The organism is Mitsuaria sp. BK037, assembly GCF_014193045.1.
Classification (GTDB): domain Bacteria; phylum Pseudomonadota; class Gammaproteobacteria; order Burkholderiales; family Burkholderiaceae_C; genus Roseateles.
In genome coordinates, this window is sequence record NZ_JACHYS010000001.1 from 980,259 (window position 1) to 997,916 (window position 17,658).

General features: G+C 68.2%; 16 protein-coding genes and 1 tRNA gene. All 17 read left to right on the top strand.

Annotated features, from left to right (window positions below; all coding sequences use genetic code 11):
• Positions 1-57 precede the first annotated feature (57 nt).
• The gene (hscA, locus tag FHT37_RS04255) at positions 58-1,926 is read left to right on the top strand and encodes a Fe-S protein assembly chaperone HscA (RefSeq protein WP_183479055.1); all 1,869 of its coding nucleotides are present in this window, start codon (positions 58-60) and stop codon (positions 1,924-1,926) included.
• Positions 1,927-1,961: 35 nt separating this feature from the next.
• The gene (fdx, locus tag FHT37_RS04260; RefSeq protein WP_091724272.1) at positions 1,962-2,300 is read left to right on the top strand and encodes an ISC system 2Fe-2S type ferredoxin; all 339 of its coding nucleotides are present in this window, start codon (positions 1,962-1,964) and stop codon (positions 2,298-2,300) included.
• 15 nt (positions 2,301-2,315) lie between these two features.
• The gene (gene tsaD / locus FHT37_RS04265) at positions 2,316-3,374 is read left to right on the top strand and encodes a tRNA (adenosine(37)-N6)-threonylcarbamoyltransferase complex transferase subunit TsaD (protein WP_091724273.1); all 1,059 of its coding nucleotides are present in this window, start codon (positions 2,316-2,318) and stop codon (positions 3,372-3,374) included.
• A 53-nt stretch (positions 3,375-3,427) separates the two neighbouring features.
• Entirely contained in the window at positions 3,428-4,744 is a 1,317-nt protein-coding gene (locus FHT37_RS04270; protein ID WP_091725200.1) for a branched-chain amino acid ABC transporter substrate-binding protein, read from the top strand.
• A gap of 243 nt (positions 4,745-4,987) precedes the next feature.
• On the top strand, positions 4,988-5,257 hold the full coding sequence (gene rpsO, locus FHT37_RS04275) for a 30S ribosomal protein S15 (RefSeq protein ID WP_091724274.1): 270 nt from the start codon (positions 4,988-4,990) through the stop codon (positions 5,255-5,257).
• Positions 5,258-5,570: 313 nt separating this feature from the next.
• Positions 5,571-7,709, top strand: coding sequence for a polyribonucleotide nucleotidyltransferase (gene pnp / locus FHT37_RS04280; protein ID WP_091724275.1), 2,139 nt, complete (start codon positions 5,571-5,573; stop codon positions 7,707-7,709).
• A 42-nt stretch (positions 7,710-7,751) separates the two neighbouring features.
• Entirely contained in the window at positions 7,752-8,738 is a 987-nt protein-coding gene (locus FHT37_RS04285; RefSeq protein WP_183479057.1) for an NAD(P)H-quinone oxidoreductase, read from the top strand.
• A 48-nt stretch (positions 8,739-8,786) separates the two neighbouring features.
• Positions 8,787-9,527: a triose-phosphate isomerase gene (gene tpiA / locus FHT37_RS04290; protein ID WP_147241144.1), complete on the top strand. Its 741-nt coding sequence runs from the start codon at positions 8,787-8,789 to the stop codon at positions 9,525-9,527.
• Positions 9,528-9,561: 34 nt separating this feature from the next.
• A complete protein-coding gene (secG, locus tag FHT37_RS04295) occupies positions 9,562-9,954 on the top strand; it encodes a preprotein translocase subunit SecG (RefSeq protein ID WP_091724278.1) in 393 nt (130 codons plus the stop codon).
• Positions 9,955-10,088: 134 nt separating this feature from the next.
• Positions 10,089-10,173, top strand: a tRNA-Leu gene (locus FHT37_RS04300).
• Positions 10,174-10,463: 290 nt separating this feature from the next.
• Positions 10,464-10,823, top strand: a complete 360-nt coding sequence (locus FHT37_RS04305) for an NADH-quinone oxidoreductase subunit A (RefSeq protein WP_091724279.1) — start codon at positions 10,464-10,466, stop codon at positions 10,821-10,823.
• A 173-nt stretch (positions 10,824-10,996) separates the two neighbouring features.
• Entirely contained in the window at positions 10,997-11,473 is a 477-nt protein-coding gene (locus FHT37_RS04310) for an NADH-quinone oxidoreductase subunit B family protein (protein WP_067067101.1), read from the top strand.
• Positions 11,474-11,493: 20 nt separating this feature from the next.
• Complete coding sequence (locus tag FHT37_RS04315) at positions 11,494-12,090, top strand: NADH-quinone oxidoreductase subunit C (protein ID WP_183479059.1); 597 nt, start codon at positions 11,494-11,496, stop codon at positions 12,088-12,090.
• A 2-nt stretch (positions 12,091-12,092) separates the two neighbouring features.
• Entirely contained in the window at positions 12,093-13,349 is a 1,257-nt protein-coding gene (locus FHT37_RS04320) for an NADH-quinone oxidoreductase subunit D (protein ID WP_147241145.1), read from the top strand.
• 11 nt (positions 13,350-13,360) lie between these two features.
• Positions 13,361-13,876, top strand: a complete 516-nt coding sequence (nuoE, locus tag FHT37_RS04325) for an NAD(P)H-dependent oxidoreductase subunit E (protein WP_147241146.1) — start codon at positions 13,361-13,363, stop codon at positions 13,874-13,876.
• Positions 13,877-13,888: 12 nt separating this feature from the next.
• On the top strand, positions 13,889-15,286 hold the full coding sequence (gene nuoF / locus FHT37_RS04330) for an NADH-quinone oxidoreductase subunit NuoF (RefSeq protein ID WP_147241147.1): 1,398 nt from the start codon (positions 13,889-13,891) through the stop codon (positions 15,284-15,286).
• A 21-nt stretch (positions 15,287-15,307) separates the two neighbouring features.
• A complete protein-coding gene (gene nuoG, locus FHT37_RS04335) occupies positions 15,308-17,650 on the top strand; it encodes an NADH-quinone oxidoreductase subunit NuoG (protein WP_183479061.1) in 2,343 nt (780 codons plus the stop codon).
• Positions 17,651-17,658 lie beyond the last annotated feature (8 nt).

Consider the following 17,658-nt stretch of genomic DNA (forward strand, 5'->3'; position numbering starts at 1 on the left):
GCCCGCGCGCGCATCGCCGCCCGCCGCCTCGACTTCCGAAGAACAAGACACGACACCATGGCCCTGCTGCAAATCTCCGAACCCGGCGCGTCGCCCGATCCCCATCAGCGGCGCATCGCCGTGGGCATCGACCTGGGCACGACGCACTCGCTGGTGGCGGCGATGCGCCACGGCGTCGCCGAGTGCCTGCCCGACGATCAGGGCCGCGTGATCCTGCCGTCGGCGGTGCGCGTGATGCCCGAGGGCCGCCGCCAGTTCGGCTACGACGCGCTGGCCGCGCAGGCCGAGGACCCGGAGAACACCATCGTCTCGGTCAAGCGCTTCATGGGGCGCCGCGTCGAGGACATCGCCAACCGCGACAAGCTGCCGTATCGCTTCGAGGACACGCCGGGCATGCTGAGCCTGGCCACGCGCGAGGGCCTGAAGTCGCCGGTCGAGATCAGTGCCGAGATCCTGGCCACGCTGCGCCAGCGCGCCGAGGACACCTTCAACGACGACCTGTTCGGCGCCGTCATCACGGTGCCCGCGTACTTCGACGACGCGCAGCGCCAGGCCACGAAGGACGCGGCGCAGCTCGCGGGCCTGAACGTGCTGCGCCTGATCAACGAGCCCACCGCCGCCGCGATCGCCTACGGGCTGGACAACGGCAGCGAGGGGCTCTACGCCGTCTACGACCTGGGCGGTGGCACCTTCGACATCTCGCTGCTGCGCCTGACGAAAGGCGTCTTCGAGGTGGTGGCCACCGGCGGCGACGCGCAGCTCGGCGGCGACGACTTCGACCGCCTGCTGGCGGACTGGGCGCTGGCGCAGGCCGGCCTGAGCGTCACCAGCGCCGCCGACAAGCGCCGCGTGCTGGTCGCCGCGCGCCTGGCCAAGGAGGCGCTGACCGATGCCGAACGCGTCACGCTGAGCGCCGCGCTCGACGCCGGCGCGCTGAGCGTCGAGGTGTCGCGCGCCCAGTTCGATGAACTGGCCCTGCCGCTGGTCAACAAGACGCTGCTGGCGGTGCGCCGCGTGCTGCGCGACGCCAAGGTCGGCGCCGACGAGGTGCAGGGCACGGTGATGGTCGGCGGCTCGACGCGCATGCCCATCGTGCGCCGCGTCGTGAGCGAGCTCTTCGGCCGCGAGGTGCTGACCAACCTGAATCCCGACGAGGTCGTCGCGCTCGGCGCGGCGGTCCAGGCCAACCAGCTCGCGGGCAACAGCGCCGACGGCGAGATCCTGCTGCTGGACGTGATCCCGCTGTCGCTGGGCCTGGAGACCATGGGCGGGCTGGTCGAGCGCATCATCGAGCGCAACGCCACCATCCCGGTCGCCAAGGCCCAGGACTTCACCACCTTCAAGGACGGCCAGACCGCGCTGGCGGTGCACGTGCTGCAGGGCGAGCGCGAACTGGTGAGCGAGTGCCGCTCGCTGGCGCGCTTCGAGCTGCGCGGCATCCCGCCGATGGCCGCGGGCGCCGCCCGCATCCGCGTGAGCTTCCAGGTCGATGCCGACGGCCTGCTGAGCGTGTCCGCGCGCGAGCTGGGCTCGGGCGTCGAGGCGGCGGTGCAGGTCAAGCCGAGCTATGGCCTGGCCGACGAGCAGATCGCCACCATGCTGCGCGAAGGCTTCGCCAGCGCCGAATCCGACATGGCCGCCCGCAAGCTGCGCGAGGCGCGCGTCGAGGCCGAGCGCATGATCCTCGCCACCCAGTCCGCGCTGCGCGCCGACGGCGACCTGCTCAGCGAGGCCGAGCGCGCCGAGATCGCCGCGCTGCAGTCGGACCTGCTCGCCAAGGCGCAGGTCGACGACGCGGCCGCGAATGCCGATGCCATCGATGCCGCCGTCCAGGCGCTGGCCAAGGGCACCGAGGCCTTCGCCGCCGCGCGCATGAACCGCGGCATCCAGCAGGCCCTGACCGGCCGCAGCATCGATCAGGTCTGAGCGCGAGCCGACACCGCCAGCTTCAAGGACATCCCATGCCCGTCATCAAGATCCTTCCCCATCCCGAATACGCGCCCGAGGGCAAGACCATCGAGGCGCCGTCCGGGACGACGATCTGCGAGGCGCTGCTCGACAACCACGTCGAGATCGAGCACGCCTGCGACCAGGTCTGCGCCTGCACCACCTGCCACGTGATCGTGCGCGAGGGCTTCGCCTCGCTGTCCGAGATGGAGGAGAACGAGGAGGACATGCTGGACCGCGCCTGGGGCCTGGAGCCGAATTCGCGTCTGTCCTGCCAGGCCATCCTGTCCAACACCGACGTGACGGTCGAGATCCCCAAGTACTCGATCAACCACGCCAAAGAGAACCATTGAGCGGCGGCTGAGTCCATGCGTGTCCTCGGCATCGAATCCTCCTGCGACGAAACCGGCGTGGCGCTGGTGGACGCCTCGGGCGACGGCGTGCCCGCGCTGCTGGCGCATGCGCTGCACAGCCAGATCTCGATGCACCAGGCCTATGGCGGTGTGGTGCCGGAGCTGGCCTCGCGCGACCACATCCGCCGCGTGCTGCCGCTGACCCGCGAGGTGCTGGCCAGCGCCGGCCTGTCGCTGGCGGACATCGACGTCGTCGCCTACACCCAGGGGCCCGGTCTGGCCGGCGCGCTGCTGGTGGGCGCGGGCGTGGCGGCCTCGCTGGGCGCCGCGCTCGATCGACCGGTGATGGGCGTCCATCACCTCGAGGGCCACCTGCTGTCGCCGTTCCTGTCCGAGGATCCGCCGGAGTTCCCCTTCGTCGCGCTGCTCGTCTCGGGCGGCCACACGCAGCTGATGCGGGTCGACGACGTGGGCAGCTACGAGCTGCTCGGCGAAACCATCGACGACGCCGCGGGCGAGGCCTTCGACAAGTCGGCCAAGCTGCTCGGCCTGCCGTACCCCGGTGGCCCGCATCTGTCGAAGCTGGCGGAGCAGGGCGATCCCGAGGCCTTCGCGCTGCCGCGACCGCTGCTGCACAGCGGCAAGCCCGATTTCAGCTTCGCGGGCCTCAAGACGGCGGTGCTGACGCAGGTGCGCAAGCTCGAGGCGCAGCCCGGCGGCATCACCGAGGCGCAGCGTGCCGACCTGGCCGCATCGACGCAGGCCGCGATCGTCGAGGTGCTGGTGAAGAAGGCGCTGCTCGCGCTCAAGGACACCGGGCTGAAGCGGCTGGTCGTGGCCGGCGGTGTCGGCGCCAACAAGCGGCTGCGCGAGCAGTTGAACGCGGTCTGCGACAAGCGCCGCGTGCGCGTGCACTATCCCGAGCTGCACCTGTGCACCGACAACGGCGCGATGATCGCGCTCGCCGCCGCGCTGCGCCTGCAGCGCGACATGGCGGCGCTCACGCGCGGTGGCGGCTTCGAGGTCCGCCCGCGCTGGGACCTGTCGCAACTGAACGGCCCGGCCGCGCTGTGAGGCGCCTGGCGAGGCGGGCGGCGCTGTTGCTGGGCGCCGTGATGGCCGTTGGCATGGCGAGCGCCGCGGGAGCGACCCGCGTGACGACGGGGCCGAACGCTTCGTCCTCGTCACCACCACCGTCTCGGTCTCCGTCTTCTGTGTCGTTGCGCCAGATCAGCGAGCCGGCGGTGCCCATCCGGCTCGCGCTGATCGAGGGCCTGTCCGGTCCGCTGGGCAATGGCGGCGAAGCGGTGTTCCGCAACCTGGTCTGGGCCACCGAGCGTGTCAACGCGCGCGGCGGCGTGCGGCTGCCTGGCGGCGCTCGGCGACTGGAGCTGGTGCGATTCGACAGCAAGGGCTCGGTCGAGGAGTCGCTGTCCATGCTGCGCGCCGCGACCGACCAGGGCATCCCGGTCGTGCTGCAGGGCAACAGCTCGGCGGTCGCCGGTGCGCTGATCGCGGCGCTGGAGAAGCACAACGCGCGCGAGCCGACGCGCCGCGCGCTGTTCCTGAACTACGCCGCCGTCGATCCCGCGTTGACCGGCGCGCAGTGCAGCTTCTGGCATTTCCGCTTCGATGCCCACACCGACATGCGGCTGGCCGCGCTGGTCGAGGTGATCGCCCAGGACCCGGCGCTGAAGACGATCTACCTGATCAACCAGGACTACAGCTTCGGCCAGCATCTGCGCGAGCAGGCGAGGGCGATGCTCGCCAGACGCCGGCCCGACCTACGCATCGTCGGCGACGAACTGCATCCGCTGGGCCGGGTGAAGGACTTCCTGCCCTACGCGACCAAGATCCGCGCCAGCGGCGCCCAGGCGGTGCTGACCGGCAACTGGGGCAACGATCTGACGCTGCTGATCAAGGCGGCCAAGGACATCGGCCTGACGGCGCGTTTCCACACCTTCTACGGCAATGCGCTGGGCGTGCCGGGCGTGCTCGGCGAGGTGGGCGTCGACCGGGTGCTGGCCGTGGCCGAGTGGCATCCCAACGTCGGCACCCCCGACGCGGAGCGCTTCTATGCCGCGTTCCGCCAGCGCTTCCCGAAGCCGGAGCACGACTACCTGCATGCCCGCATGCAGCTGATGGTGGAGATGCTGGTCGCCGCGATGGAGCGGGCCGGCACGACCTCGCCCCAGGCGGTGGCGACGGCGCTTGAGGGGCTGAAGCTCGACGGCCGGCCGCTGGGCATCGCTCACGAGGGCGTGATGCGGGCGGCCGATCACCAGCTCCAGCAGCCGCTGTACGTCAGCGTGATGCGCCGCGCCGGGGAGGCCGGCGTGCCGCACGACAACGAGGGATCGGGCTACGGCTTCCGCACCCTGCGCTACCTGGATGCGGCGCAGGCGGCGCAGCCTTCGACCTGCCGGATGCGCCGCCCGGACTGATCGCCGCCGCCGCGGCCGGGCGGGGCGCCAGGGCCGTCGGCTCTGGGCGAGCGCCGATTCGATGCCCGATTCGTATATACTGCGCGCTGTTTTGCCTGGCCCGTCCAGGGAAACAGCCAGCACGGCACGGGTCGGTTTCACCTGTGACCGCAAGTCAATCCTCGGAAACCGTCAGCGCACTCGCAGCCTTCATCGGCCATGCCCGGCGGACCTTCCGAACCATTCCGGAACAAGGAACGCATCATGTCCATCGCCGATCTGAACAAGGCCGACATCGTCAAGGCCAACGCCCGCAGCGCCAACGACACGGGCTCCCCCGAAGTCCAGGTCGCCCTGCTGACCGCTCGCATCAACGAGCTGACCCCCCACTTCAAGCTGCACGCCAAGGACCACCACGGCCGCCGCGGCCTGCTGAAGATGGTCAACCAGCGCAAGAGCCTGCTGGCCTACCTGAAGAACAAGGACGCTGACCGCTACACCGCCCTGATCCAGAAGCTGGGTCTGCGCAAGTAAGTCGCGCGTGCATGCAAAGAGCCTGATTGGTCCGATTCCAACAGGCTCTTTGTCGTTTCTGCGAGCCGCTGCCGGAGCGTTCCGGACGGCCCGCCGCCGGTCCAGTCGCCGGTCAGGCCGCCCGCCCGCAGGGCAGGCCGCCTGAGAAGACGATGGAGTCGGGCTGACGTGGCGCTGCTGTGTCATTCCAATGCGCTTGCCGGCGGGGGCCGGGCAAGCAGGCGCTCTGGAATGGCATCCCGCCAAACCCAGCTTCACTCCCGGTTCCGCGCCGCACCGCGAGCGGCGCATCCCTGAACTGAGGAGAACTCGAATGAGCATGTTCAACAAGGTCACCAAGACCTTCCAATGGGGCCAGCATCAAGTCGTGATGGAGACCGGCGAGATCGCCCGTCAATCCAGCGGCGCCGTCCTGGTGAACATCGAGGACACCGTGGTCCTGGCGACCGTCGTCGCCAAGTCGGCCCCCAAGGCCGGCCAGGACTTCTTCCCGCTGACCGTCGACTACATCGAGAAGACCTACGCCGCCGGCAAGATCCCCGGCAGCTTCTTCAAGCGTGAAGGCCGTCCGAGCGAGCTCGAGACCCTGACCTCGCGCCTGATCGACCGCCCGATCCGTCCGCTGTTCCCTGAAGGCTTCTTCAACGAAGTCCAGGTCGTCATCCACACCGTCTCGCTGAACCCGGAAGTCCAGGCCGACATCGCCGCGATGATCGCCACGAGCGCCGCGCTGGCGATCTCCGGCATCCCGTTCAACGGCCCGATCGGCGCCGCGCGCGTGGGCTACGTCAACGGCGAGTACGTGCTGAACCCGGGCAAGACCCAGCTGATCGACTCGAAGCTGGACCTGGTGGTCGCCGGCACCGAAGCGGCCGTGCTGATGGTCGAATCGGAAGCCGACCAGCTGAGCGAAGACATCATGCTGGGCGCCGTCACCTACGGCCACGACCAGGGCAAGATCGCGATCGCCGCGATCAACGAGCTGGTCCGCGAAGCCGGCAAGCCGTCCTGGAACTGGGTCGCCCCGGCCAAGGACGAGGGCTTCATCGCCAAGGTCACCGCGCTGGCCGAGGAAGAGCTGCGCGCCGCCTACCAGATCCGCTCCAAGCAGGCCCGCACCGAGGCCTGCCGCAGCGCCTACGCCAAGGTCAAGGACGCCCTGACCGCGGAAGGCGTCGCCTTCGACGGCGTGGAAGTCGACGGCCTGCTGTTCGAGATCGAAGCCCGCATCGTGCGTGGCCAGATCCTGGCTGGCGAGCCGCGCATCGACGGTCGCGACACCCGCACCGTCCGCGCCATCGAGATCCGCAACAGCGTGCTGCCGCGCGCCCACGGCTCGGCGCTGTTCACCCGCGGCGAGACGCAGGCGCTGGTCGCCGCGACGCTGGGCACCGACCGCGACGCGCAAGTCATCGACGCGCTGGCCGGCGAGTACTCCGAGCGCTTCATGCTGCACTACAACATGCCCCCGTTCGCCACCGGCGAAACGGGCCGCGTGGGCAGCCCCAAGCGCCGCGAGATCGGCCACGGCCGCCTGGCCAAGCGCGCGCTGGTCGCGGTGCTGCCGAGCAAGGAAGACTTCCCGTACTCGATCCGCGTGGTCTCGGAGATCACCGAGTCCAACGGCTCGTCGTCGATGGCCTCGGTCTGCGGCGGCTGCCTGTCGCTGCTCGACGCCGGCGTGCCGCTGAAGGCGCACGTCGCCGGCATCGCCATGGGCCTGATCAAGGACGGCAACCGCTTCGCCGTGCTGACCGACATCCTGGGCGATGAGGACCACCTGGGCGACATGGACTTCAAGGTGGCCGGCACGACCTCGGGCATCACCGCGCTGCAGATGGACATCAAGATCCAGGGCATCACCAAGGAGATCATGCAGGTCGCCCTGGCGCAGGCCAAGGAAGCGCGTCTGCACATCCTGGAGAAGATGGTCGACGCGATGGGCTCGGCCAATGCCGAGATCTCGCAGTTCGCTCCGCGCCTGTACACGATGAAGATCAATCCGGAGAAGATCCGTGACGTGATCGGCAAGGGCGGCGCCACCATCCGCGCGCTGACCGAAGAGACCGGCACGCAGATCGACATCGCCGAGGACGGCACCATCACCATCGCCTCGACCGACGGCGACAAGGCCGAGCTGGCCAAGAAGCGCATCGAGCAGATCACCGCCGAAGCGGAGATCGGCAAGGTCTACGAAGGCCCGGTCACCAAGATCCTGGACTTCGGCGCGCTGATCAACATCCTGCCCGGCAAGGACGGTCTGCTGCACATCAGCCAGATCGCCCACCAGCGCGTGGAGAAGGTCACCGACTTCCTGAGCGAAGGCCAGATCGTCAAGGTCAAGGTCCTGGAGACCGACGAGAAGGGTCGCATCAAGCTGTCGATGAAGGCGCTGCTGGACCGCGACGCGGCGCCGGTCGCTCCGGCTCACGGCGAAGGCTCGGCCGAGTAATCGGCCCGGCTCCGGCTTCGACGCACCGCGACCCGACCTGCCATGAAGGCCATCGCCATCACGCAGCCCGGCGGACCGGAGGTCCTGCAGCTGATCGAACGCGCCGACCCCGTCGCTGGGGCCGGCGAGTGCCTGATCCGCGTGCAGGCCTATGGCATCAACCGTCCGGATGTGCTGCAGCGCAAGGGCGCGTATCCGCCGCCGGCGGGCGCCAGCGATCTGCCGGGTCTGGAGGTCGCGGGTGTTGTCGAGTCGGGAGATGCGCAGGCGCTGGCCGCCGCTGGCCTGAAGGTCGGCGACGCGGTCTGCGCGCTGGTCGCGGGCGGCGGCTATGCCGAGCTGTGCGTGGCGCCGGTGGTCCAGTGCCTGCCGGTCCCCCAGGGCTGGAGCATGGCCGAGGCCGCCAGCCTGCCGGAGACCTTCTTCACCGTCTGGAGCAATGTCTTCGAGCGCGCCCGCCTGCAGCCTGGCGAAAGCCTGCTGGTGCATGGCGGCAGTTCGGGCATCGGCGTCACCGCGATCCAGATCGCGAAGGCGCTGGGCTCGACGGTGCTGGTCACCGTCGGCACTGCGGACAAGGCCAAGGCCTGTCTGGCGCTGGGCGCCGACGTCGCGATCAACTATCGCGAGCAGGACTTCGTCGAGGTGGTGAAGGCGGCGACCGGCGGTCGCGGCGTCGACGTGATCCTGGACATGGTCGCCGGCAGCTATGTCGCGCGCAACGTGCAGTGCCTGGCGGATGACGGCCGCGCCGTGATCATCGCGGTGCAGGGTGGCGTGAAGGCGGAGTTCGACGCGGGCCAGGTCCTGCGTCGTCGTCTGACGATCACCGGCTCGACGCTGCGCCCGCGTCCGATCGCGTTCAAGGCCGGCATCGCCCGCGCGTTGCGCGAGCGGGTCTGGCCGCTGCTCGAGTCCCGTGCCATCGCGCCGGTGATCTTCAGGCAACTGCCGGCGTCCGAGGCGGCCGCGGCGCACGCGCTGATGGAGTCGGGCGAGCACATCGGCAAGATCGTGCTGAGCTGGTGAGCGTCCAGCGCGCTCGCGGGATTTTTCGGTTTCAAGGGAGTTGATCTGATGCGCAAGAAACTGGTGGTCGGCAACTGGAAGATGCATGGCACCCGTGCGTCGAACGCCGTGCTGCTGGCGGGCCTCAAGGAAGCGGGTCCGTGGAACGCCCAGGTGGCCGTGTGCGTGCCTTTCCCGTACATCACGGAGACGGCGCTGGCGCTGACCGGCACGCAGATGGCCTACGGTGCGCAGGACGTGTCCACGCACGAGCAGGGCGCCTACACCGGCGAGGTGTCGTCGGCGATGCTGGCGGACATCGGCTGCCGTTTCGCGATCGTGGGGCACTCGGAGCGCCGCGCCTACCACGCCGAGAGCGACCAGCTGGTCGCCGACAAGGCCAAGGCGGCGCTGGCGCATGGCGTCACGCCGATCGTGTGCGTCGGCGAGACGCTGGCCGAGCGCGAGGGCGGCAAGACGGAAGAGGTCGTCAAGCGCCAACTGGCGGCGGTGATCCACACGCTGACGCATTGCATCGGCGAGATCGTCGTGGCCTACGAGCCGGTGTGGGCGATCGGCACCGGCCTGACGGCCACGCCGGAGCAGGCCCAGCAGGTCCATGCGCTGCTGCGCCAGCAGTTGCGCGCGGCCACGCAGAAGGCCGATCAGATGCAGATCCTGTACGGCGGCAGCGTCAAGCCCGACAACGCCGTCCAACTGTTTGCGCAGCCCGACATCGATGGCGGCCTCATCGGAGGCGCCGCGCTGAAGGCGGCCGATTTCGCGGCGATCTGCCGCGCCGCCGGCTGAAGTCCGGCGTTCAAGGTTCCTGGAGAAAGAAGCAATGCAAGTGATGATGAACCTGGTGCTGGTGGTGCAGCTGATCGCGGCACTGGCGATGATCGGCTTGGTGCTGGTCCAGCACGGCAAGGGTGCCGACATGGGGGCCTCGTTCGGCAGCGGGGCCTCGGGCTCGCTGTTCGGCGCGACCGGCAGCGCCAACTTCCTGTCGCGCTCGACCGCGGTCGCCGCGACGATCTTCTTCGTGGCGACGCTGGCCCTGGCCTACATGGGCAGCCACCGCGAGGGCGGCATTGGTGCCGGCCCGACGGCGGGCGAGCAGTTGCTGGAACGTGCCGCCACGCCGGCCTCCCCGGCATCGGCCGCGGCGCTGCCCGGTGCGTCGATCGCTCCTCAGGCCGCGCCTTCGGCGGCGGCCTCGGGCGCCTCGAACTGACAGAGATGGGCGGCAAGCGCAAGCTCCTCGACAAAATTGCTTCGGTTTCTTTTTGTCGCTCAGAAAGCGCTATAGAATTCGAGGCTGTCTGAAACGCGAGCCGTCAAGACAAAGTCACTGAAGGGTGACAACCAGCCGACGTGGTGAAATTGGTAGACACGCTATCTTGAGGGGGTAGTGGCGAAAGCTGTGCGAGTTCGAGTCTCGCCGTCGGCACCAGATAAATCGGCCTGCCATGGTCTTCGTGATCTAGCCGGAAAGCCGGATCGAAGCAGATCAAGCAGGTTGAAGGATTCGGGGGAATCTCCACGCGACAGGCGTGTGCGAATTTCCGGAGTCCTAGGCGGGCGCGGTCCGTGAGCGATTGGATAATCGCTGGCGGCGCGCCCGTTGCTTTTGCCGAATCGTTGGTCGGCCCTGGCCCGCCAATCTTCGGTGACACGTTGGGAATTGGAATTGCCGCCCACTGCGGCAGTATCTCGATCCCGGCATCAAAACGAGAGCAAGCCGTGAGCCTGGAACAATACCTGCCCGTCATCCTTTTCATCCTGGTCGGTTGCGGAGTGGGTATCGCCCCGCAAGTGCTGGGCTTCCTGGCGGGTCCGCGTCGCCCTGACGCGGCAAAGAACAGCCCCTACGAATGCGGCTTCGAGGCCTTCGAGGACGCGCGCATGAAATTCGACGTGCGCTACTACCTCGTCGCCATCCTCTTCATCCTCTTCGACCTGGAAATCGCCTTCCTGTTCCCCTGGGCGGTCTCGCTGCGCGAGATCGGTCCGGAAGGCTTCTGGGCGATGATGATCTTCCTGGGCATCCTGGTCGTGGGCTTCGCCTACGAATGGAAGAAGGGCGCGCTCGACTGGGAGTGACGACCCGACCGCGGGCCCGCGGCGACGCGCCGGGCCCGTGAACGCATCAGGACACGGCGCCCGTTTCGGGCGCGTGTCCGTTAGGGAAGGGCAACGCGTCAACGCGGCGTCAAGGCGACGGTCGCGCGCTCGAGGGCCCTTCTCCGCTGATCTCGAAAGATTGGAAATTCGATATGGGTAACGAAGGCGTATTGAAGGAAGGCTTCATGACCACCCAGCTGGACAAGCTGGTGAACTGGTCCAAGACCGGCTCGTTGTGGCCGATGACCTTCGGTCTCGCCTGCTGCGCGGTGGAGATGATGCACGCGGGCGCCGCGCGCTACGACATCGACCGCTTCGGCATGCTGTTCCGTCCGAGCCCGCGCCAGTCCGACCTGATGATCGTGGCCGGCACGCTGTGCAACAAGATGGCGCCCGCCCTGCGCAAGGTCTACGACCAGATGGCCGAGCCGCGCTGGGTGCTGTCCATGGGCAGCTGCGCCAACGGCGGCGGCTACTACCACTACAGCTATTCGGTGGTGCGGGGCTGTGACCGCATCGTCCCGGTCGACGTCTATGTCCCGGGCTGTCCGCCGACCGCCGAGGCGCTGCTCTACGGCATCCTGCAGCTGCAGGCCAAGATCCGTCGCGAGAACACCATCGCTCGCTGAGCAGAAGCAGGCTGATTCCCATGACCATGAAACTCGACACCCTGCAGGCGGCGCTGCAATCCGTGCTCGGCGAGCAGATCGTCGCGCTCAAGCGCGAGCTGGGCGAAATCACGATCACCGTCGCGGCCAAGGACTACTTCAATGTCGCCAAGCTGCTGCGCGATCACTCGGAGCTGCGCTTCGAGCAACTGATCGACCTGTGCGGCGTGGACTACTCGGCCTACAAGGACGGCGCCTACGACGGCGCGCGCTTCGCGGTGGTCTCGCACCTGCTGTCGATCAACAAGAACTGGCGCCTGCGCGTCAAGGTCTTCGCGCCTGACGACGATTTCCCGTCGGTGGCCGCGGTGACGCCGATCTGGAACGCCGCCAACTGGTTCGAGCGCGAGGCCTTCGACCTGTACGGGATCATCTTCGAGGGTCATGAGGACCTTCGTCGCATCCTGACCGACTACGGTTTCATCGGCCACCCGATGCGCAAGGACTTCCCGGTGACGGGTCATGTCGAGATGCGCTACGACCCCGACCAGAAGCGCGTGATCTACCAGCCGGTCACGATCGAGCCGCGCGAGATCACCCCGCGCGTGATTCGCGAAGACAACTACGGGGGCCTGTGAGCATGCCAGCCGAAATCAAGAACTACACCCTGAACTTCGGTCCCCAGCACCCGGCCGCGCACGGGGTGCTGCGCCTGGTGCTCGAGCTGGACGGTGAGGTGATCCAGCGCGCCGACCCGCACATCGGCCTGCTGCACCGCGCCACCGAGAAGCTGGCCGAGTCCAAGACCTTCATCCAGTCGCTGCCCTACATGGACCGCCTCGACTACGTGTCGATGATGGCCAACGAGCATGCCTACTGCCTGGCCATCGAGAAGATGCTGGGCCTGGAGGTCCCGGAGCGCGCGCAGTACATCCGCGTGATGTTCGCGGAGCTCACCCGCATCCTGAACCACCTGCTCTGGCTGGGCGCGCACGGCATCGACTGCGGCGCGATGAACATCCTCATCTACTGCTTCCGCGAGCGTGAGGACATCTTCGACATGTACGAGGCAGTGTCGGGCGCGCGCATGCACGCGGCCTACTTCCGTCCGGGTGGCGTGTACCGCGACCTGCCGGACTCGATGCCGCAGTACAAGGTCAGCAAGATCAAGAACCAGAAGGCGATCGACAAGCTCAACGAGAACCGTCAGGGCTCGCTGCTCGATTTCATCGAGGACTTCTGCAACCGCTTCCCGGCCAACGTCGACGACTACGAGACGCTGCTGACCGACAACCGCATCTGGAAGCAGCGCACGGTGGGCATCGGCGTCGTGTCGCCGGAGCGCGCGCTGAACCTGGGCCTGACCGGCCCGATGCTGCGTGGCTCGGGCATCGCCTGGGACACCCGCAAGACCCAGCCCTACGACGTGTACGGCCGCATGGACTTCGACATCCCGGTCGGCACCAACGGCGACACCTACGACCGCTACTGCGTGCGGGTCGAGGAGATGCGCCAGTCCAACCGCATCGTGCAGCAGTGCGTGAAGTGGCTCAAGGCCAATCCGGGTCCGGTCATCACCGACAACCACAAGGTGGCGCCGCCCAGCCGCGTGGCGATGAAGACCAGCATGGAAGAGCTGATCCACCACTTCAAGCTGTTCACCGAAGGCTTCCGCGTCCCCGAGGGCGAGGCCTACGCCTCGGTCGAGCATCCGAAGGGCGAGTTCGGCATCTACATCGTCAGCGACGGCGCCAACAAGCCGTACCGGCTGAAGATCCGCGCGCCGGGCTATTCGCACCTGGCCGCGCTGGACGAGATGGCCCGGGGCCACATGATTGCCGACGCCGTGGCCGTGATCGGCACGATGGACATCGTGTTCGGTGAAATTGACCGTTGAGTGGTGAAGCGATGAGCAGCACTGAATTTGTCTTGAGCGACGCGACCAAGTCGCGCTTCGCGCGCGAAGTCGCCAAGTACCCGGCGGAACAGGCGCAATCGGCCGTGATGGCCTGCCTGTCGATCGTCCAGCAGGAGCAGGGCTACGTGTCCCGCGAGGCCGAGGACGCGATCGCCGACTACCTCGGCATGCCGGCGATCGCCGTCTACGAGGTCACGACCTTCTACAACATGTACAACCAGCGCAAGCTGGGCGCGTTCAAGCTGAACGTCTGCACGAATCTTCCGTGCCAGCTGCGCGACGGCCAGAAGGCGCTGGACCACCTGTGCACGAAGCTGGGCGTCGAGGCCGGTGGCACGACCGCCGACGGCGTCTTCACCGTGCAGCAGAGCGAGTGCCTGGGCGCTTGCGCCGACTCGCCGGTGATGCTGGTCAACGACCGCCAGATGCTGAGCTTCATGAGCGCCGAACGGCTGGACGAGCTGGTGGACGCGCTCAGAGCCCACCACGCGGCCAACAAGAACTGAGGGACCTGGACGATGACCAACATCGCGAACATCGACCTCTCGAAGTGGCAGGCCACCGGCAAGGAAACCTGCTTCCACGACCGCAACATCACCCCGCAGATCTACGCGGGCCTCGATGGCAAGAACTGGTCGCTGAAGGACTATGAAGCGCGCGGCGGCTACCAGGCGCTGCGCAAGATCCTGGCCCAGGGCGAAGGGCAGGGCATGACCGCCGACCAGGTCATCGCCGAAGTGAAGGCCTCGGGCCTGCGCGGCCGCGGCGGCGCCGGCTTCCCGACCGGCCTGAAGTGGAGCTTCATGCCGCGCCAATTCCCGGGCGCGAAGTACCTCGTCTGCAACAGCGACGAAGGCGAGCCGGGCACCTGCAAGGACCGCGACATCCTCATGTACAACCCGCACATCGTCATCGAAGGGATGGCGATCGCGGCGTATGCCATGGGCATCAAGGTCGGCTACAACTACATCCACGGCGAGATCTTCGAGGTCTACGAGCGCTTCGAGGCGGCCCTGGAAGAGGCCCGTGCGGCCGGCCTGCTGGGCGACAACATCCTGGGCAGCAACTTCAGCTTCCAGCTGCACGCGCACCACGGCTTCGGCGCCTACATCTGCGGCGAGGAAACCGCGCTGCTGGAATCGCTGGAAGGCAAGAAGGGCCAGCCGCGCTTCAAGCCGCCGTTCCCGGCCTCGTTCGGCCTGTACGGCAAGCCCACCACGATCAACAACACCGAGACCTTCGCCGCGGTGCCCTGGATCATCCGCAACGGTGGGCAGGCCTACCTCGAAGTGGGCAAGCCCAACAACGGCGGCACCAAGATCTTCTCGATCTCGGGCGACGTCGAGCGTCCGGGCAACTACGAGATCCCGCTGGGCACCTCGTTCGAGAAGCTGCTCGAGCTCGCCGGCGGCATGCGTGGCGGCCGCAAGCTCAAGGCGGTGATCCCGGGCGGCTCGTCGGCCCCGGTGCTGCCGGCCGACATCATGATGCAGTGCACGATGGACTATGACTCCATCGCCAAGGCCGGCTCGATGCTGGGCTCGGGCGCCGTCATCGTGATGGACGAGACCCGCTGCATGGTCAACAGCCTGCTGCGCCTGTCCTACTTCTACGCGCACGAGTCCTGCGGCCAGTGCACCCCCTGCCGCGAGGGCACGGGCTGGATGCACCGCGTGATCGAGCGCATCGCCCACGGCAAGGGCCGCGTCGAGGACATCGACCTGCTGAACTCCGTGGCCGACAACATCCAGGGCCGCACCATCTGCGCGCTGGGCGATGCCGCCGCGATGCCGGTGCGCGCGATGCTCAAGCACTTCAAGGGCGAGTTCATCGCGATGATCGAACAGGCCCAGCAGAACAAGGCGCCCGCCGCGTCGTCCCCGTCCGCCACGGCGAAGTCGCCGGCGCACGCCTGATCGGAGCCGCTGAGAAGAACTATGGTTGAAATCGAACTCGACGGCCAGAAGGTCGAAGTGCCCGAAGGCAGCATGGTGATGCATGCCGCTGAGAAGGCCGGGACGTACATCCCGCACTTCTGCTACCACAAGAAGCTGAGCATCGCGGCCAACTGCCGCATGTGCCTGGTCGACGTGGAGAAGGCGCCCAAGCCGCTGCCCGCCTGCGCGACCCCGGTCACGCAGGGCATGATCGTGCGCACCAAGAGCGAGAAAGCCATCAAGGCCCAGCAGGGCGTGATGGAGTTCCTGCTGATCAATCACCCGCTGGACTGCCCGATCTGCGACCAGGGCGGCGAATGCCAGTTGCAGGATCTGGCCGTCGGTTACGGCGCGGGCTCCTCGCGCTACACCGAAGAGAAGCGCGTGGTGTTCCACAAGAACGTGGGCCCGCTGATCTCGATGGAGGAGATGAGCCGCTGCATCCACTGCACGCGCTGCGTGCGCTTCGGCCAGGAGATCTCCGGCGTGATGGAGCTGGGCATGGCGCACCGCGGCGAGCACAGCGAGATCCAGACCTTCGTCGGCCGCACCGTGGACTCGGAGCTGTCGGGCAACATGATCGACATCTGCCCGGTCGGCGCACTGACCAGCAAGCCCTTCCGCTACAGCGCCCGCACCTGGGAGCTGTCGCGCCGCAAGAGCGTCAGCCCGCACGATTCGACCGGCGCCAACCTGATCGTCCAGGTCAAGAACAACGAAGTGCTGCGCGTCGTCCCGCTGGAGAACGAGGCCGTCAACGAGTGCTGGATCGCCGACCGCGACCGCTTCTCGTATGAGGCGCTGAACAGCGACGAGCGCCTGACCACGCCGATGCTCAAGCAGGGCGGCGAGTGGAAGCCGGTGGACTGGACCACGGCGCTCGAGTACGTCGCCAACGGCCTGAAGCAGATCAAGACCGAAAAGGGCGGCGCGTCGATCGCGGCGCTGGGCTCGGAGCACAGCACCGTCGAAGAGCTGCACCTGCTGGCGCAGCTGGTGCGCGGCCTGGGCAGCGAGAACATCGACACGCGCCTGCGCGTGGTCGATCCGGCGCTGCGCGCGGGCGAGGGCAAGGCCTTGTGGCTGGGCACCTCGATCGCGTCGCTGTCGGCGCTGGATCGTGCCTTCGTCGTCGGCTCGTCGCTGCGCAAGGACCATCCGCTGTTCGCGCAGCGCCTGCGCCAGGCTGCCCGCCGCGGCGCGCAGATCGTCGCGCTGGGGGGCTCGGTCGAAGACTGGAAGATGACGGTCGCTTCGACGCTCGTCGCTGCGCCGTCGGCATGGGCCGCTGAACTGGCCAACGTCGCCACCGCAATCGGTGCCGCCAAGGGCGTCAGCGCTCCGGCGCAAGCGAGCCAGGGCCAGGCGACGGACGCCGCCAAGGCGATCGCCGACGCGCTGCTGTCGGGCGAGCGCAAGGCGGTGCTGCTGGGCAATGCCGCGATCCAGCATCCGCAGGCCGCGACGCTGCTGTCGCTGGCGAACTGGATCGGCGAGCAGACCGGTGCCAGCGTCGGCGTGCTGTCGGCCGCGGCGAACACCGTCGGCGCCCAGTTGGTCAAGGCCCAGCCGGGGCAGGGCGGCCGTTCGGCGGCCCAGCTGCTGAACGACCAGCCGGCCAAGGCGCTGCTGCTGCTGAACACCGACCCGGTGCTGGATGGCCCCAACGCCGCCGCCGCCGCCAAGGCCGTCAACGCGGCCGAGATGGTCGTCGTGCTGAGCCCGTTCAAGACCGGTCCGGTGGTCGAGTTCGCCGACGTGCTGCTGCCCACGGCCCCGTTCACCGAGACCTCGGGCAGCTTCGTCAACGCGGAAGGTCGCCTGCAGAGCTTCGTCGGCGTGGCCAAGGCTCGCGGCGAGACCCGTCCGGGCTGGAAGATCCTGCGCGTGCTGGGCAACCTGCTGGGCCTGCAGGGCTTCGAGTTCGACAGCTCCGAGCAGGTCCGCGCCGCGGCGCTGGGCTCCGAGCTGGACCTGACGAACCGCCTGTCCAACGGCGTGTCGGCGCAGTCCGCCGCGGCCGCCCCGGTGCAGGGCCTGGAGCGCCTGACGACGGTGCCGATCTACGCGACGGACGCGCTGGTGCGCCGCGCCACCTCGCTGCAGCTGACCCGCGACGGCCGTGACGCGGCCGTCGCCTCGCTGCCGCAGGCGCTGTGGACCAGCCTCGGCCTGAATGAGAAGGGCGCGCAGGTGCGCGTGTCGCAGGACGGCGGCGAGGCCGTGCTGTCCGCGCAGCTGGACGCGTCGCTGCCCGCGAACGTGGTGCGCATTCCCGCCGGCATCCCCGAGACCGCCGCGCTGGGCGCGTTCACCGGCGCGATCGCCGTGACCAAGGCCTGAGGACGAGA

Coding starts and splice junctions, on each gene's coding strand:
- FHT37_RS04315 (WP_183479059.1), top strand. CDS start 11,494: ATGACCATGAAACTCGACACCCTGCAGGCGGCGCTGCAATCCGTGCTC.
- nuoG (WP_183479061.1), top strand. CDS start 15,308: ATGGTTGAAATCGAACTCGACGGCCAGAAGGTCGAAGTGCCCGAAGGC.
- rpsO (WP_091724274.1), top strand. CDS start 4,988: ATGTCCATCGCCGATCTGAACAAGGCCGACATCGTCAAGGCCAACGCC.
- nuoF (WP_147241147.1), top strand. CDS start 13,889: ATGACCAACATCGCGAACATCGACCTCTCGAAGTGGCAGGCCACCGGC.
- FHT37_RS04270 (WP_091725200.1), top strand. CDS start 3,428: ATGGCGAGCGCCGCGGGAGCGACCCGCGTGACGACGGGGCCGAACGCT.
- nuoE (WP_147241146.1), top strand. CDS start 13,361: ATGAGCAGCACTGAATTTGTCTTGAGCGACGCGACCAAGTCGCGCTTC.
- fdx (WP_091724272.1), top strand. CDS start 1,962: ATGCCCGTCATCAAGATCCTTCCCCATCCCGAATACGCGCCCGAGGGC.
- FHT37_RS04285 (WP_183479057.1), top strand. CDS start 7,752: ATGAAGGCCATCGCCATCACGCAGCCCGGCGGACCGGAGGTCCTGCAG.
- FHT37_RS04310 (WP_067067101.1), top strand. CDS start 10,997: ATGGGTAACGAAGGCGTATTGAAGGAAGGCTTCATGACCACCCAGCTG.
- hscA (WP_183479055.1), top strand. CDS start 58: ATGGCCCTGCTGCAAATCTCCGAACCCGGCGCGTCGCCCGATCCCCAT.
- pnp (WP_091724275.1), top strand. CDS start 5,571: ATGAGCATGTTCAACAAGGTCACCAAGACCTTCCAATGGGGCCAGCAT.
- secG (WP_091724278.1), top strand. CDS start 9,562: ATGCAAGTGATGATGAACCTGGTGCTGGTGGTGCAGCTGATCGCGGCA.
- tsaD (WP_091724273.1), top strand. CDS start 2,316: ATGCGTGTCCTCGGCATCGAATCCTCCTGCGACGAAACCGGCGTGGCG.
- tpiA (WP_147241144.1), top strand. CDS start 8,787: ATGCGCAAGAAACTGGTGGTCGGCAACTGGAAGATGCATGGCACCCGT.
- FHT37_RS04320 (WP_147241145.1), top strand. CDS start 12,093: ATGCCAGCCGAAATCAAGAACTACACCCTGAACTTCGGTCCCCAGCAC.